This is a genomic window from Nocardia sp. NPDC101769 (assembly GCF_044766925.1).
In the GTDB taxonomy this organism is placed as follows: domain Bacteria; phylum Actinomycetota; class Actinomycetes; order Mycobacteriales; family Mycobacteriaceae; genus Nocardia.
On sequence record NZ_JBIWMX010000028.1, the window covers coordinates 71,776 to 85,963 of the forward strand.

The 14,188-nt window shown below is 67.3% G+C and carries 15 protein-coding genes; 9 read left to right on the forward strand and 6 right to left on the reverse strand.

All coding sequences use genetic code 11. The features are described 5' to 3' along the window. Window positions 1–23 precede the first annotated feature (23 nt). The gene (locus tag ACIRRA_RS33790) at window positions 24–731 is read right to left on the reverse strand and encodes a hemolysin III family protein (protein ID WP_402776690.1); all 708 of its coding nucleotides are present in this window, start codon (window positions 729–731) and stop codon (window positions 24–26) included. A gap of 142 nt (window positions 732–873) precedes the next feature. Between ACIRRA_RS33790 and ACIRRA_RS33795 the strand changes: the two genes are divergently transcribed. Both ACIRRA_RS33795 and ACIRRA_RS33800 read left to right on the forward strand, forming a co-directional pair. Further along, window positions 874–1,653 carry an isoprenyl transferase gene (locus ACIRRA_RS33795; protein ID WP_402776692.1) on the forward strand — a complete coding sequence of 260 codons (780 nt, stop codon included), beginning with the start codon at window positions 874–876 and terminating at the stop codon, window positions 1,651–1,653. Between the two features lie 80 nt (window positions 1,654–1,733). After that, on the forward strand, window positions 1,734–2,339 hold the full coding sequence (locus tag ACIRRA_RS33800) for a hypothetical protein (protein WP_402776694.1): 606 nt from the start codon (window positions 1,734–1,736) through the stop codon (window positions 2,337–2,339). A 176-nt stretch (window positions 2,340–2,515) separates the two neighbouring features. Here the strand turns inward: ACIRRA_RS33800 and coaA are convergent, their stop codons facing one another. After that, entirely contained in the window at window positions 2,516–3,448 is a 933-nt protein-coding gene (gene coaA / locus ACIRRA_RS33805; RefSeq protein ID WP_354833430.1) for a type I pantothenate kinase, read from the reverse strand. 405 nt (window positions 3,449–3,853) lie between these two features. Here coaA and ACIRRA_RS33810 point away from each other — a divergent pair, with 405 nt between their 5' ends. Then, window positions 3,854–5,053, forward strand: coding sequence for a DUF885 domain-containing protein (locus ACIRRA_RS33810; protein WP_402776696.1), 1,200 nt, complete (start codon window positions 3,854–3,856; stop codon window positions 5,051–5,053). A gap of 568 nt (window positions 5,054–5,621) precedes the next feature. Next, complete coding sequence (gene glyA, locus ACIRRA_RS33815; protein WP_402776698.1) at window positions 5,622–6,917, forward strand: serine hydroxymethyltransferase; 1,296 nt, start codon at window positions 5,622–5,624, stop codon at window positions 6,915–6,917. 109 nt (window positions 6,918–7,026) lie between these two features. Here the strand turns inward: glyA and ACIRRA_RS33820 are convergent, their stop codons facing one another. Both ACIRRA_RS33820 and ACIRRA_RS33825 read right to left on the reverse strand, forming a co-directional pair. After that, window positions 7,027–7,335: a glutaredoxin domain-containing protein gene (locus ACIRRA_RS33820; RefSeq protein WP_402776700.1), complete on the reverse strand. Its 309-nt coding sequence runs from the start codon at window positions 7,333–7,335 to the stop codon at window positions 7,027–7,029. Between the two features lie 175 nt (window positions 7,336–7,510). Next, window positions 7,511–7,783, reverse strand: coding sequence for a hypothetical protein (locus tag ACIRRA_RS33825; protein WP_356995726.1), 273 nt, complete (start codon window positions 7,781–7,783; stop codon window positions 7,511–7,513). A gap of 22 nt (window positions 7,784–7,805) precedes the next feature. Between ACIRRA_RS33825 and ACIRRA_RS33830 the strand changes: the two genes are divergently transcribed. The 4 genes from ACIRRA_RS33830 (at window position 7,806) to ACIRRA_RS33845 (ending at window position 11,516) form a co-directional block, all read left to right on the forward strand. Further along, window positions 7,806–8,192, forward strand: a complete 387-nt coding sequence (locus ACIRRA_RS33830; protein ID WP_402776702.1) for a DUF488 domain-containing protein — start codon at window positions 7,806–7,808, stop codon at window positions 8,190–8,192. A gap of 288 nt (window positions 8,193–8,480) precedes the next feature. Then, window positions 8,481–9,824 (forward strand): PhoH family protein, encoded by a 1,344-nt coding sequence (locus ACIRRA_RS33835; RefSeq protein ID WP_402776781.1) that lies wholly within the window; start codon window positions 8,481–8,483, stop codon window positions 9,822–9,824. Window positions 9,825–10,018: 194 nt separating this feature from the next. Further along, window positions 10,019–10,543, forward strand: coding sequence for an LGFP repeat-containing protein (locus ACIRRA_RS33840; RefSeq protein ID WP_402776704.1), 525 nt, complete (start codon window positions 10,019–10,021; stop codon window positions 10,541–10,543). Between the two features lie 115 nt (window positions 10,544–10,658). Further along, window positions 10,659–11,516 carry an acyl-ACP desaturase gene (locus ACIRRA_RS33845; RefSeq protein WP_402776706.1) on the forward strand — a complete coding sequence of 286 codons (858 nt, stop codon included), beginning with the start codon at window positions 10,659–10,661 and terminating at the stop codon, window positions 11,514–11,516. A 108-nt stretch (window positions 11,517–11,624) separates the two neighbouring features. On the opposite strand, the gene ACIRRA_RS33850 is transcribed toward ACIRRA_RS33845, so the two are convergent. Both ACIRRA_RS33850 and ACIRRA_RS33855 read right to left on the reverse strand, forming a co-directional pair. After that, window positions 11,625–12,047 (reverse strand): limonene-1,2-epoxide hydrolase family protein, encoded by a 423-nt coding sequence (locus ACIRRA_RS33850; RefSeq protein ID WP_402776708.1) that lies wholly within the window; start codon window positions 12,045–12,047, stop codon window positions 11,625–11,627. A gap of 74 nt (window positions 12,048–12,121) precedes the next feature. Further along, window positions 12,122–12,850 (reverse strand): TetR/AcrR family transcriptional regulator, encoded by a 729-nt coding sequence (locus ACIRRA_RS33855; protein WP_402776710.1) that lies wholly within the window; start codon window positions 12,848–12,850, stop codon window positions 12,122–12,124. Between the two features lie 105 nt (window positions 12,851–12,955). Here ACIRRA_RS33855 and ACIRRA_RS33860 point away from each other — a divergent pair, with 105 nt between their 5' ends. Next, window positions 12,956–14,140, forward strand: coding sequence for an FAD-dependent monooxygenase (locus tag ACIRRA_RS33860; RefSeq protein WP_402776711.1), 1,185 nt, complete (start codon window positions 12,956–12,958; stop codon window positions 14,138–14,140). Window positions 14,141–14,188: the final 48 nt, after the last annotated feature.

Genomic DNA, 14,188 nt, shown 5'->3' on the forward strand with positions numbered 1-14,188 from the left:
ACGTTTGTGAGTTATTGCTCGGATCAGCGCAACAGCACGAACCAGACGGCAACGTAGTGGCAGAGCGCCGCGACCACCGTTGCGGCATGGAAGAACTCGTGATGCCCGAAGACCTCCGGCCACGGGTCCGGCCAGCGCGACGCGTACAGGATCCCGCCCACGCTGTAGGCGATACCGCCCGCGAGCAGCAAGATCACCGGCGTCCAGCCGGCATGGTGGATGAGCGTCCCGGCCACCGGGACGATGGCCCACCCGAGCAGCAGATACAGCGGCACCCCCACCCATCGAGGGGCCGTGGGCCACAGCATCTTCAGCGCTACCCCGGCCAGCGCCCCCGCCCACACGATGGCCAGCAGGACAGTGCCCGCGCTGCCGCGTACGCCGAGCAGAGCGAACGGTGTGTAGCTGCCCGCGATGAACAGGAAGATCATCGAGTGATCCGCCCGCTTCATCCACATGCGGGCCCGCGCCGTCTTCCAGTTCACCCGGTGATAGGTCGCACTGATGCCGAAGACCCCGCACACCGTGATCCCGTAGACCAGCGTCGACCAGGCGGCCTTCGCCGTCACCGAGCTCGCCACCGACACCAGGACGATCACGGCGATGGCGGCCACACCCACGGCCCAGGCGTGGATCCACCCGCGCATGCGTGGCTTGATCAGCGCCAGCTCTTCCCGAACGGTTTCGAGGACGTCCGCCACCGGGGCGGAGTGCGGCACAGTGTCGGACATAAGTTCCTCCTCGGTAACCTACGGTAGCGTAGGTTAGTGGATGGGTGCCCGTACAGTGGGTGTCGTCACGAAGGGCCTCCGGTGTTTCGCTCATGTGTCCCGGTCGCTCCGCCATCCGTTCCGGGGGCGTAGGGTTGCGGCCGTGAAGGTTGCGAGTCAGGTGCGTGGACTCCCATATCGCATATACGAGGCACGGCTGGCCAAGCAGCTGGCAGGCAAACAACATCCGCGGCATGTGGCCGTGATGTGTGACGGCAACCGACGGTGGGCCCGGGAGAACGGGTTCAGCGATATCTCGCACGGTCACCGCGTCGGCGCGTTGAAGATCGCCGAGCTCGTCGGCTGGTGCGGCGAGGCCGGCATCGAGATGGTCACCCTGTACCTGCTCTCGACCGAGAACCTGCGGCGCGACTCCGACGAGCTGGAGACCCTCTTCGAGGTCATCACCGACGTCGTCGACGAACTGTCTGCGCCGGAACAGAATTGGAGCGTCCGCATCGTGGGCGCCCTGGACCAGCTGCCCGCCGAGATGGCCCGCCACCTGAGCGAGGCGGCCAAGAGCACCGAGGGCCGCACCGGCGTGCACGTGAATGTCGCGATCGGTTACGGCGGCCGCCAGGAGATCGCCGACGCGGTGCGCTCGCTGGTCCGCCAGGAGATGGACGCGGGCGAGACCGGCGAGGATCTGGTCCAGTCCATCACCGTCGACGCCATCGGCCAGCACCTCTACACCTCCGGCCAGCCCGACCCCGATCTCGTCATCCGCACCTCCGGTGAGCAGCGGCTGTCGGGATTCCTGTTGTGGCAGAGCGCGTATTCGGAGATCTGGTTCACCGAGGCGTACTGGCCGGAATTCCGGCGCGTGGATTTCCTGCGCGCCCTGCGCGATTACGCGGCGCGGCACCGCCGCTTCGGGGTGTAGAACACGGCGAATCAACGGTTCCATTGCAGTGCAATGGCTTCCGTGTTCGCGGGACGGTCGCTACCGTACCGTCGGGGAGTATGAGCGAGCTGCGTGAAGGGCTGAGTGGCCCGGCCGAGAGCCAGGTCGTGGCGGTGCCGTACATCAGCTACGAGGACTTCGGCCGCCGATTCCTGGAATACGCCGCCTCCGCCGAGCGGATAGCCGGGGCGTTCGAGAAGCTCACGGGGGAGGCGTTCGAGTTCGGGCCGATCGGGGCGGGCCCCGGCAAGCTCGCGAAACTCTCGGCCACCGTGCGGCTCGGGCGGCCACGGCTGAATCGCGAAGTGGACGACCTGATTTCGTTCGACCTGGTGATCCCGCTGAAGGTCGACCTGCTCATCGACCTGGCGGTGGATCGGTATCCGTTCCGGGTGGACGGCACCGTTCACCTGCACCTGACCGTCCGCACCGCGGAGCCGCTGCGGGTGCTCATCGAAATCGCCGAGCCGCAGCCCAGCAATGTCCGCATCAATGTCGCCAGCGCGACCCGCCGCGGGGAATTGCTACGCATTCTCGCCAGCGTCGATCACGAGATCCGCCGCTTCGTCGCGCGCTACATCACCACGGAAATCTGCAAACCGCACATCCAGGCAGCCACCGATATCGACGTCGGCGCCAGACTCGATGCCGCCTGGAAGTTATGAGCCAACGTGACGACTGATTTCGTGACGCGAGGGTAACTCGCCGGGTACCGCCAAAATAGGTTCGGCTCCCAACCGCCGGCACGGATACGAAACTGCCGACGGCACCGCGCCGTCCGCTGAAGTCTCGGGGAGGCGGGGGAGCCCGCTGAAGTCTCGGGGAGGCGTGGGAGCCGAGCTCAGAGTTTCCGGAGCCGCAAACGGTTGATGGAGTGGTCGGAGTCCTTGCGCAGCACCAGCGTTGCGCGCGGCCGCGTCGGCAGGATGTTCTCCACCAGATTCGGGCGGTTGGTGTTGTGCCAGATTTCCTTGGCCTGGTTGGTGGCTTCCTGGTCGTTGAAGTTCGCGTAGTGGTGGAAGTGCGAATTCGGATCCTGGAAGGCGGTCTTGCGCAGCGACAGGAAGCGCTGCACGTACCAGTTCTCGATGTCCTCGATGCGGGCGTCGACATAGACCGAGAAGTCGAACAGGTCCGACACCATCAGCCGTGGCCCGGTCTGCAGCACGTTCAGGCCCTCGACGATGAGAATGTCGGGCTGGCGCACGCAGTGGTATTCGCCGGGCACGATGTCGTAGGCGATGTGTGAGTAGACGGGCGCGCACACCTCGTGCGCACCGGATTTCACCTCGGTGACGAAGCGCAGCAGCTTGCGCCGGTCGTAGGACTCCGGGAAGCCCTTGCGATGCATGATGCCGCGCCGGGTGAGTTCGGCTGTCGGGTACAGGAATCCGTCGGTGGTGACCAGATCCACCCGCGGATGGTGGTCCCAGCGCGCCAGCAGCGCCTGCAGCACACGCGCGGTGGTGGACTTGCCGACGGCCACCGAGCCTGCCACACCGATGACGAACGGCACCTGACGATCCGGGTGGGTCTCGCCGAGGAAGGTGGCGGTGGCGGCGAACAGGCGTTGCCGGGCCGCGACCTGGAGGTGGATGAGACGGGCCAGGGGGAGGTAGACCTCGGCCACCTCCTCGAGGTCGATCTGCTCACCCAGACCGCGCAGGCCGATCAGTTCTTCCTCGGTGAGCACCAGGGGAGTCGACTTGCGCAGGGTGCGCCACTGCTTGCGGTCGAATTCCACATAGGGGCTGGGCTCGCTCATCCGCGCCATTATTCGTGTCCCCGCACTCGAGACTCGTGTCCCCGCATTCGGGCCGGTCGGCAACAACAGCTCTCGGGAAGCCGCATCGTCGCCGTGCCCGGCGATCCGGCCAACACTCCACGCATAGCCGAATTGTGCTCGGCTCCAACATCCGGGTGAACACCAGGTATTGCTACTCGTCGGTAACCCGAGTGAGATGGGCAACATCTCAGTCCCTGGGCGTGTCCGGTGAGGTTGCACGACAGGCTGATACGGCCGGCTGAAGGACATAATGGTTCGCGGCCCGTCTCGATTCTGGACCGCGGCTTGATAGACCTCCGCCTTGGAGCGGGGGAGCGAAGCGGACGAGCGGCGGGAGGGAAGAATCGAGACCTCCAGGGCCGCGAACCCGCCCGGAGCGAAGCGGAGGGCAAATTGAACAGAGCGCATCCACTGGTCACTGAATATCTGCGGCTGGGTCTGGCATTCGACCGGCTCGAAGAGGGTTTCGTGGACGCCTATACCGGCGATCCCGCCCTGCGCCGCGAGGTGGAGAACGCGCCCGCGCCGGAGCCGCGCGACATCGCGCACCGGGCCGCCGCGCTGCGCAAGGAGTTGCCCGAGGCGGGCCTCCCCGCGGAACGCGTCGAATTCCTGGAGGCGCACCTGCGGGCGATGGAATGCTCGGGTCGCAAATTCGCCGGCGAGGACATCAACTTCGTCGACGAGGTCCGCGCTTACTTCGACGTCGATATCACCCCCGCCGATACCGAGAACTACCGCGAGGCGCACCGGCGACTGGACGAGGTGCTGCCCGGTGACGGCGAACTGCTCGACCGCATTACCGTGCACCGCCGCCAGGACGAGATTCCGCCCGAACGCCTGAAGGAATGCGTGGCCGCGTTCTCCGGTGCGCTGCGGGAACTCGTCCGCGACCGCTATCCGCTGCCGGACAACGAGCACGTGGAATACGAAGTGGTGGGCGACAAGCCGTGGTCGGGCTTCAACTATTACCTGGGCAACTACCAATCCCGGGTGGCCATCAATTCCGATCTCAAGCAGCACATGTCGCAGTTGCCGCAGCTGATCGCGCACGAGGCCTACCCGGGTCATCACACCGAGCACTGCCGGAAAGAAGCCGGACTGGTGGGTGCGGGGCAGGCCGAGCAGACGCTGTTCCTGGTGAACACCCCGCAGTGCCTGATGGCAGAGGGGCTGGCCGATCTGGCCCTGAAGTCGATCGTCGGCCCGGGCTGGGGCCGCTGGGCGCAGGAGATCTACGCGGACCTGGGGTTGCGCTTCGATGGCGAACGCGCCGAAAGGATTTCGAACGCGTCCGCGAATCTGCTGAGCGTGCGCCAGGATGCCGCGCTGCTGCTGCACGATCGCCGGCGTGACGCCGGCGAGGTGTCGGAATTTCTGCAGCGCTGGAGTCTGGTCACCCCGGAGCGGGCCGCGCAATCGCTGCGATTCCTGTCATCGCCGCTGTGGCGGGCCTATATCTCCACGTATGTGGAGGGGTATCGATTGCTGGGAGGGTGGCTGGACCGGGCAACCGATCCGGAAGACCGGTCCGAGCGTTTCCGCCGTCTCTTGGACGAACCCCTCACACCCGGCGCGATCCGCCGGCTGTGAGGGGTACTCCCCGACGTCGTGACCGCGGTTTACGCGCCCCAGGTGGCGCAGGAGGCGCCGCCGCTCGACATGGTGCACAGGGTCTTCAGGATGGTGAAGAGGAAGTCGGTGGGGCTGCCGGCGATGTTGAACAGCGTCATGGTGATGAATACCTCGAAAGCTGGGATGGGCCAAGGACACTGGCCCAAAGAGGCCAGCGTTGCGTCACCTTACCGAGATTTGTTGCTCCGCCATAGCCTGATTCCGTAGTGATGTCCACCGCAACCCGCAATTAGGTCGTCTCCCCTGCGCCGATGATTCCCCTGCCCCCAATTTCCGGGGCGGGATCGATCTCGGCACGGCAGGCGGCGGATCATTCCGGCGGACCGGCGGATAGGATGGGCGGACCGCGACTGGCGCACTCGAGGTGGAAGCAACCACCGGGAAGCACCGAAGTCCGGCACCGCGCGCCTGGGTGCCTGGCGATCCCCGAACCGTATTCGGGGTACCCGGACAACGGAGGTGCGCGATGAACGACACAGAGAACCCCCGGATCGGCTCGGCGGCAGCGGCCAATAGACTCGGCGGCGTGACCCAGACGAGCGCCTCTGTCAACAGCCAGTCCCTCGCCGAACTCGATCCCGAGGTCGCGTCCGCGATGGGCGGCGAACTCGCTCGCCAGCGCGACACCCTCGAGATGATCGCCTCGGAGAACTTCGTGCCGCGCGCGGTGCTGCAGGCGCAGGGCAGCGTGCTCACCAACAAGTACGCCGAGGGCTACCCGGGTCGCCGCTACTACGGCGGCTGCGAGAACGTCGACATCGTCGAGGATCTGGCCCGCGCCCGCGTCAAGGAGCTGTTCGGCGCGGAATTCGCCAATGTCCAGCCGCATTCGGGCGCGCAGGCCAATGCCGCGGTGCTGATGGCGCTGATGAACCCGGGCGAGAAGCTGCTGGGCCTGGATCTGGCGCACGGCGGTCACCTCACCCACGGCATGCGCCTGAACTTCTCCGGCAAGCTGTACGAGGTGCACGCCTACGGCGTCGCCAAGGAAGATCACCGCGTCGACATGGACGAGGTGCGCAAGATCGCCCGCGACACCCGCCCGAAGGTGATCGTGGCCGGCTGGTCGGCGTACCCCCGGCACCTGGACTTCGCCGCCTTCCGTGAGATCGCGGACGAGGTCGGCGCCTACCTGTGGGTCGACATGGCGCACTTCGCCGGTCTGGTCGCGGCCGGGCTGCACCCGTCGCCGGTACCGCACGCGGACGTGGTGTCCTCGACCGTGCACAAGACCCTGGGCGGCCCCCGCTCCGGCCTGATCCTGGCCAAGCAGGAGTTCGCCAAGAAGCTGAACTCCGCGGTCTTCCCGGGTCAGCAGGGCGGCCCGCTCATGCACGCCATCGCCGCCAAGGCCGTGGCCTTCAAGATCGCCGGCAGCGCGGAGTTCAAGGAGCGCCAGGAGCGCACCATCTCCGGCGCCAAGATCCTCGCCGAGCGCCTGACCGCGCCCGACGCCAAGGCCAAGGGCATCACCGTGCTCACCGGCGGCACCGACGTGCACCTGGTGCTGGTGGACCTGCGCAACTCGCAGCTGGACGGCCAGCAGGGCGAGGATCTGCTGCACGAAATCGGAATCACCGTGAACCGCAACGCCGTTCCGTTCGACCCGCGCCCGCCGATGGTCACCTCCGGTCTGCGCATCGGCACCCCGGCGCTGGCCACCCGCGGCTTCGGCGACGAGCAGTTCACCGAGGTCGCCGACATCATCGCCGCCGCCCTCACCGGCTCCGCAGACCTGGACGCGCTGCGTCAGCGCGTTTCCACGCTGGCGCAGGAATTCCCGCTGTACGACGGCCTGGAGGACTGGCGCCTGCTGGGCTGACGCCCGCCGAGACAACCGAGAGCCCGCTGCGGTCCGATGATCGCGGCGGGCCTTCTGCGTCGCGGCGCGACTCTATGTCGCGGTGAGACTCGTTGCCCGCCAATGCTTCCTAGAACGACCAGAACTTGCGCGGGCCGCCCGTGAGGCTCGGAGCGTCCGCGGTCACGGTGGCGATCAGCTGCTTGGGATGCGGGTTCACCCAGTTCCGTTCGGAGTCGCCGTCCCGCAGGACGACCGTGGGGACGGTCTCGTTGCCGTCGGCCACCGAGCGGACGAAGGCGGCCGCCTCCGGGTCCTGCCAGATGTCGATCTCGCGGTGGACGATGCCGTGGCGATTGAGCACTCGGCGCATGCGGGAGCAGTAGGGGCAACCCGGGCGGCGGTAGACGACCAGTTCCGGGGTGGCGTCGGTGGTCATGATCGGAGTCTAGGTCCGCGCGGCCGCCACCGCCACGCCGGCGGGGGCGTGACGCCGGGGTTGTGAGTGGGTGCCTCGGAATCGAGAATTGCCAAGCGGCGCAGGTGATTCGGCTTCGAGTCCGTCGTGCCTGCCGTGCCGACGGGAGTGCCCGGCACGCACGACGGTTCCTGATTCAGGCGTGTTTGCTCAGGTAGTCCAGATACATCGGGCGCAGCGCCTCGCCGACCTTGCCCTCGCCGGCGTGGAAGTAGTCGTCGAGCAGGGCGGCGGTGTTCCAGATGTCGACCTCGCCCTCGCCTTGATTGCCGGCCGCGACCTCGGCGCCGGGAATCGCTTTGAGCAGTTGCCACAGGAACTTGATGTCGCCGCGCCGGGCTGCCAGCTTCACGGCGCGGTCGTGCAATTCCTTGGTGGGCAGCGTTGCCAGATCCGCAGTTTCGGCCATGACATCGACTGTAATGGAGGGCATGACACAGCAACCCAGGTACCGGGTCAAGCGGGTGTACGACGATCCCGATGCGGCCGACGGCCGCCGGGTGCTGGTGGACCGGCTCTGGCCGCGCGGCATCAGCAAACAGCAAGCGGCCATAGACGAATGGGCCAAGGACGTGACGCCGTCGAACGAGCTGCGGAGGTGGTATCACGCCGCACCAGAGACACGCCGCGCCGAGTTCGAGCGCAGGTATCGGATCGAGCTCTGCGCGGACGCGGCGCAGGAGGGGCTGGCGCGCCTGCGGTCGGAGGCCGCAACCGCCCCGTTGACGCTGGTCACGGCCACCAAAGAGCCGGAGCGCAGCCATGTTCCCGTGCTGCTGGATGAATTGGACGAAACACACAGAGCGGACTCGCGTTAACGCGATCTTCACCAATGCGCCCCGCAGTCCGGAAGCCGGATCGCGATTTCGGCGGTAGCGTCGGGAGTGCGGGCCGCGTAGGTGTGGCTCGTACGGGAGGTCCTGATCGTGACTGAGCAACTCAGTGCGAGGGGGCCGGCACCCGGCCCTCGGGTCGTACGACCCCAAGGCTGACCGGCCCAGCGAGAACGCTCGCGCGGTGTCGCGCGAGTGGCAAAGGAGCCCACCGTGACTGATGCACGCTCCGTCAACGCTCCCAGCAGGGACGCCGGCTCTGACCAGAGCCCGCTGACCACGACACGGGGAGTTCACGCCTCGCAGTCGGCCGATTCCGGACCGGCGAAAACATTCGTAGTCGACACGTCGGTGTTGCTGTCCGACCCCTGGGCGCTGACCCGCTTCGGCGAGCACCATGTGGTGCTGCCGCTGGTGGTGATCAGTGAGCTCGAGGCCAAACGTCATCACCACGAACTCGGCTGGTTCGCTCGCGAGGCACTGCGCATGCTGGACGACATGCGTCTGGCACACGGTCGGCTCGATCAGCGGGTGTCGGTCGGCACCCAGGGCGGGACACTCCAGGTGGAGTTGAACCACACCGACCCAACCGTATTGCCCGTCGGATTCCGCACGGACACCAACGATTCCCGCATCCTGGCCTGCGCGCTCAACCTGGCCGCCGAAGGGCAGCGAGTCGTGCTGGTGTCCAAGGACATTCCGCTGCGCGTCAAGGCCGGCGCGGTCGGCCTGCGGGCCGACGAGTACCACGCGCAGGACGTCGTCACCTCCGGCTGGACCGGCATGGTGGAACTGGAGGTCGCCACCGGCACCGTCGACAAGCTCTACTCCGAAAGCGTCATCGATCTCGACGAGGCTCGGGACATGCCCTGCCACACCGGAATTCGGATGCTCAGCCCGCGCGGCAGCGCGTTGGCGCGGGTGACGCCGGACAAGCGGGTGCAACTGGTGCGGGGTGATCGCGAGGCCTTCGGGCTGCACGGGCGCTCGGCCGAACAGCGCATCGCGCTGGATCTGCTGCTCGACGAGAGCGTCGGCATCGTCTCCCTCGGCGGGCGGGCCGGCACCGGCAAATCCGCGCTGGCGCTGACCGCCGGGCTCGAAGCGGTGCTGGAGCGCCGCTCGCATCGGAAGGTGGTGGTGTTCCGGCCGCTCTACGCGGTGGGCGGACAGGAGCTCGGCTATCTGCCGGGCTCCGAGAGCGAGAAGATGGGGCCGTGGGCGCAGGCCGTCTTCGACACCCTCGATGGGCTGGCCAGCCCGGAGGTGATGGAGGAGGTGCAGGCGCGCGGCATGCTGGAGGTGCTGCCGCTCACCCACATTCGCGGTCGCTCGCTGCACGACTCCTTCGTGATCGTGGACGAGGCGCAGTCGCTGGAACGCAATGTGCTGCTCACGGTGCTGAGCCGGTTGGGCAGCGGGTCGCGGGTGGTGCTCACCCACGACGTCGCACAGCGCGACAACCTGCGCGTGGGCCGGCACGACGGCGTGGCCGCCGTGATCGAAAAGCTCAAGGGGCACCCGTTGTTCGCGCACGTCACCCTGACCCGCAGTGAGCGGTCGCCGATCGCGGCGCTGGTCACCGAGATGCTGGAGGAATTCGGGCCCAATTCCTGACGCCCGGTAGTTAGGACCTGCCCGGTCGGAGAGCGACGCGCCTCCGTCCGGGCAATTCTTTGGCAAGTGTGTGAACTCACATGTTCTGGGGTACGTTTCGCTGTAATTCCAGCTCGGATCCCCATTTGGTGAGTGCTGTCCGATTCGCCGGATCGTAACCGAGTTGTCGGCCAGGATTCGCGGGAGGATGGAAAATGCACCACTTCGTACGACGCACGGCTGGCATCATCGCGGCGCTTGCGGTCGTCACCGCACTCGGCGCGGGCTGCGGCAAGGACGACGACAAGGACTCGGCGTCGTCGACGACCTCGACCACCACCGCGGCCGCGCCGGCCGGCGGCGACACCCACGCCGCCGAAACCAAGATGGCCACCCGCGACGGCGCCGAGATCACCGTCGTCGTCGGCATTCTCGAGAAGTACAACCAGATGGGCGGCACCACCGGCACTCTCGGCATGCCCACCGGCCCTGCCCGGAACGCGCCCGACGGCGGCATGCTGCAGGAATTCGACGGCGGCGCAATCTACTCCAGCCCGACCCAGGGCACCCATGTGGTGTGGGGTGAGATCCGCAAGGCGTGGGACGACCAGGGCGGCGCGAGCGGCAAGCTCGGCTACCCGGCCAGCGACGAATACGACATCACCGGCGGCAAGCAGAGCGATTTCAGCGGTGGCTCCATCGCCTGGGTGGACAACGAGACCACGGTCACCGAGAAGTAGCCCGGCCGGTCCGGGCCGCCCGGTGACGGCGTCCCGGACCCGGCTGCGGCCATAGCGGATTCGAATACCGCCCGAAGGACCCCCACGTTTGCCCCGATGCCGCTAGGTTGTTCGCGTGCAGAACGTTTTCTCCGATCGGGAACTGCTGGAATCGCTCGCGGCGGAGGTGGAGACCAACCTCGGGCGGCACATCGCCGCCGCCCCCGAGTGGCAGCCCCACGACTATGTGCCGTGGGACGACGGCCGCAATTTCCAGTTCCTCGGCGGAACCGATTGGGAACCGGCGCAATCCGACCTCAGCGAGGTCGCCAAGACCGCGCTCACGGTGGGCGTGCTGATCGCCGACAACCTGCCCGCCTACCACCGCGAGGTCGGCAAGTACCTGCGCAGCGGACCGTGGTGGCGCTGGGTCGGCCGCTGGACCGCGGAGGAGAACCGGCACGAGATCCTCATCCGCAACTACCTGATGGTCACCCGCGCTGTCGACCCGGTCGCGCTGGAGCGGATGCGCATGGCGCACATGACCACCGGTTTCCGCCGCCCCGCCATGCACCTGCCCGATGTGCTCGCCGCCTGGGCGCTGGAAGAGACCGCGGCCGCCGTCCGGTACCGCACCACTGCGCGCCTGGCCGACAATGTCATGGTCGCGACCATCGCCGACCGGCTGGCCGCCGACGACGAACTGCAGGCCGTCTTCTTCGCCAACCTGGTCGGCGCGGCCCTCGACCTGGCCCCCGACCAGACCGTGCGCGCCATCGCCGACCGCATCGCCGACTTCCACGTCCCGGTGGCGCAGCTCGCGGACGGCCGCACCAGCGACGAGGTCCTCGCCGAGGCCGGCATCTACGACCGCGCGAACGAAGCCGAGCTGGTCTTCGCGCCCCTGCTCGAGCAGTGGAAGATCTTCACCCGCACCGACTTCGGTGAGGAAGGCGAGAAGGCGCGCGCCGAACTGGCCCACCTGCGCCCCTGAGCGTGTCCCTGTCCCGCAGAACCTGATCCCGTGCCCAGTGCGCGGTTCGATGCCGACGCCCGCCGCGAAAACGTGGCGGGCGTCGTGCTTTCCGCCGGGGGAGCCGGCTCAGCGGGGAAGGAGTGCGCGCACGACGCCGGTGACCGTTCCGCGCAGGAAGTTCTCCCAGCTGAAGTGGTCGTGCCACAGCGTGATGCGGCCGTCACGGAGCTCGAAGGTGCCGCAGACCCAGAACGAGATCTCGACCGGGCCCATGCGCAGATGGTCGGTGCGTTCGGTGAGCACCGTGCCGTCCTCGGTGGCGGCGATGTGATGCATGTCGGCGCGGAAGCCGTAGCGGGGGCTGTTGAGCAGATTCAAGACCCAGCGCACGCGATCCACGCCGCGGATGTCGGGGAGCGAGGTGTTCTTCCAGACGATGCCGGGATCGACCAACTCCAGGGCTTCGCCGACTATCTTCATTTCCATTGCCGCGAAGAACTCGCGCACCGTGGTGACCGGATCCTGTTTCAGCTCGGGTAGCTCTGGCATGAGCCGAGCGTAGGCGGAAATCGGGCAGTGGCACAGATATCCGCGGCAACTATCGCTGTGTCCGTTCGCGGCGGCTACACCCGGGTCGCGATGAGCGCGGCCAGGCCGTCCAGGATGCGGTCGATGCCGAAGGCGAGGGCATTGTCGCGACCGGTCTCGGCCGCGCTGCCGGACATGGTCTCGGCGAAGGCGGCCGCGGCGTGCGGAAAGCGCTGTGCCTGCGCCGACAGCACCACGCCGAGCTCCCGGGCCAGTTCGCCCTCCAGATCCTCACCCACTGTCGCGGTCTGCTGGGCGATGCCGCGGGCGTGGCCCAGCAGCAGCACGACGGTGTCGAAACACTCGGCCCCGGTCAGACCGGTGCCGTCCAGCGCGCCGACAGCCGAATCGAGCCAGGCCAGCTCATTGGGGCCCATCGGGCGGACGCCGGTGGACGGTTCGTTCGCCCAGGGGTGTGCGACGGCGCGGGTGTAGAAGGTCTCGGTCCACGGGCGTAGATAGGTGCGCCAGGGTTCCGGATCGGAATCCGAAGGGGCAGTGGTGTTTTCCGGTGGCACGCCGAGGACGGTGTCCAGCATGAGCGCGATGAGCTCGGTCTTGCCGGGGAGGTAGCGGTACAGCGCCATCTTGGCGCAGCCGAGGCGTTCTGCCAGCCGGGCCATGGACAGGTTGGCCAGTCCTTCGGCATCGGCGAGGTCGATGGCCTCGGCGACGATGCGCTCCAGAGTGAGGGACGGCTTGGGCCCGCGCCGAGGGCGGTCGGGGGAGCCCCAGAGCAGTTCGAAGGTGGTCGGTGCCGGCATGGTCGCCATCCTTCCGGATTCCGGGCTTGACGTAAAACTGCGTCCATCGTACGCTATGGCCATCAACAGCGTCCGTTGGACGCAGTTACTGAAGGAGTCACCGCCATGCGCAACACCACCGTCCTCATCTCCGGAGTCAGCGTCGCCGGTCCCGCCCTCGCCTACTGGCTGCACCGCTACGGCTTCCGGGTGACCGTGGTCGAGAAATCGCCCGCACTGCGCGTCGGCGGCCAGGCCATCGACTTCACCGGCGAAACCCATATGACCGTGCTCGAGCGCATGGGTGTGCTCGACGACATCAAGCGGCGGCAGACCGGCAAGACCGACTGGGTGCTGGTCGACGAGAACGGCGTCGAGCAGGCCGTGATGGCCGGGGAGTTCCTCGGTGGTGATATCGAGATCCTGCGCGGCGACCTCGCCCAGATCCTCTACAGCCGGACCGCGGGGGAGTGCGAATACCTCTTCGGCGACACCATCACCGCGCTGCGGGAGACCGGCGACGGCGTTTACGTCGAATTCGAGAACGCGCCCGCGCGAGTCTTCGATCTGGTCTTCGGTTGCGACGGCATCCATTCACGGGTGCGGAAGCTGGCCTTCGGGCCGGAGGCGGACTTCGTCACGCACGACGGCTACTACTACGCCATCGCGGGAGCTTCGGTCTGGGAGGACATGCCGGAAGGGAATCGGTCCCGCGCCAGGTCCCTCGGCTGCAATACCCCCGGCCGGCTCGCCATGACGGGCGGTAACAAGGCCGCGCAGATGTACCTGTTCGCCTCGCCCGAAATCGATTACTCGCGTGACGATTTCGATGCGCAACGCCGCATCGTCGCCGAGCATTTCGCCGGAATGGGCTGGGAGGTGCCGCGCATGCTGGCCGAACTCCCGCGCCTGGACGGCTTCTACCTGGACGCCATCGCCAAGGTATCGATGCAGCATTTCACGTCGGGGCGGGTGGCGCTGGTCGGCGATTCCGCGCATGGTCACACCCTGAATGGATTCGGCACCGGTTCGGCGATTGTCGGGGCCTATGTGCTGGCCGGTGAATTGGCCGCGGCCGACGGCGAGCACACGGTGGCATTCGCTCGCTACGAGGAGATCATGAAGCGTCTGCTGCGCAAGTCCGACGATGCGAACCCGGGCCGATTCCTGGCGCCCCGGACCGCACGGGGCCTGCGCCTTCGCAATTGGTTCATGCGTTCGCGCGGCTTCAAGATGATGGCGAAGTACGCCGAGAACGCCAAGAACGACATCGATCTGAAGAACTACCCGGACCTGGTCGGGGCCGCTTGAACCTCTGGCGCGGGTGTGGCAACCACCGCCACACCCGCCGAGCCGGAT

Bases quoted from the DNA above. Each gene is read 5' to 3' on its own strand.
- ACIRRA_RS33790 (WP_402776690.1), bottom strand. From the start codon at position 731: ATGTCCGACACTGTGCCGCACTCCGCCCCGGTGGCGGACGTCCTCGAA.
- ACIRRA_RS33800 (WP_402776694.1), top strand. From the start codon at position 1,734: ATGAGCGAGCTGCGTGAAGGGCTGAGTGGCCCGGCCGAGAGCCAGGTC.
- coaA (WP_354833430.1), bottom strand. From the start codon at position 3,448: ATGGCGCGGATGAGCGAGCCCAGCCCCTATGTGGAATTCGACCGCAAG.
- ACIRRA_RS33820 (WP_402776700.1), bottom strand. From the start codon at position 7,335: ATGACCACCGACGCCACCCCGGAACTGGTCGTCTACCGCCGCCCGGGT.
- ACIRRA_RS33825 (WP_356995726.1), bottom strand. From the start codon at position 7,783: ATGGCCGAAACTGCGGATCTGGCAACGCTGCCCACCAAGGAATTGCAC.
- ACIRRA_RS33830 (WP_402776702.1), top strand. From the start codon at position 7,806: ATGACACAGCAACCCAGGTACCGGGTCAAGCGGGTGTACGACGATCCC.
- ACIRRA_RS33840 (WP_402776704.1), top strand. From the start codon at position 10,019: ATGCACCACTTCGTACGACGCACGGCTGGCATCATCGCGGCGCTTGCG.
- ACIRRA_RS33850 (WP_402776708.1), bottom strand. From the start codon at position 12,047: ATGCCAGAGCTACCCGAGCTGAAACAGGATCCGGTCACCACGGTGCGC.
- ACIRRA_RS33855 (WP_402776710.1), bottom strand. From the start codon at position 12,850: ATGCCGGCACCGACCACCTTCGAACTGCTCTGGGGCTCCCCCGACCGC.
- ACIRRA_RS33860 (WP_402776711.1), top strand. From the start codon at position 12,956: ATGCGCAACACCACCGTCCTCATCTCCGGAGTCAGCGTCGCCGGTCCC.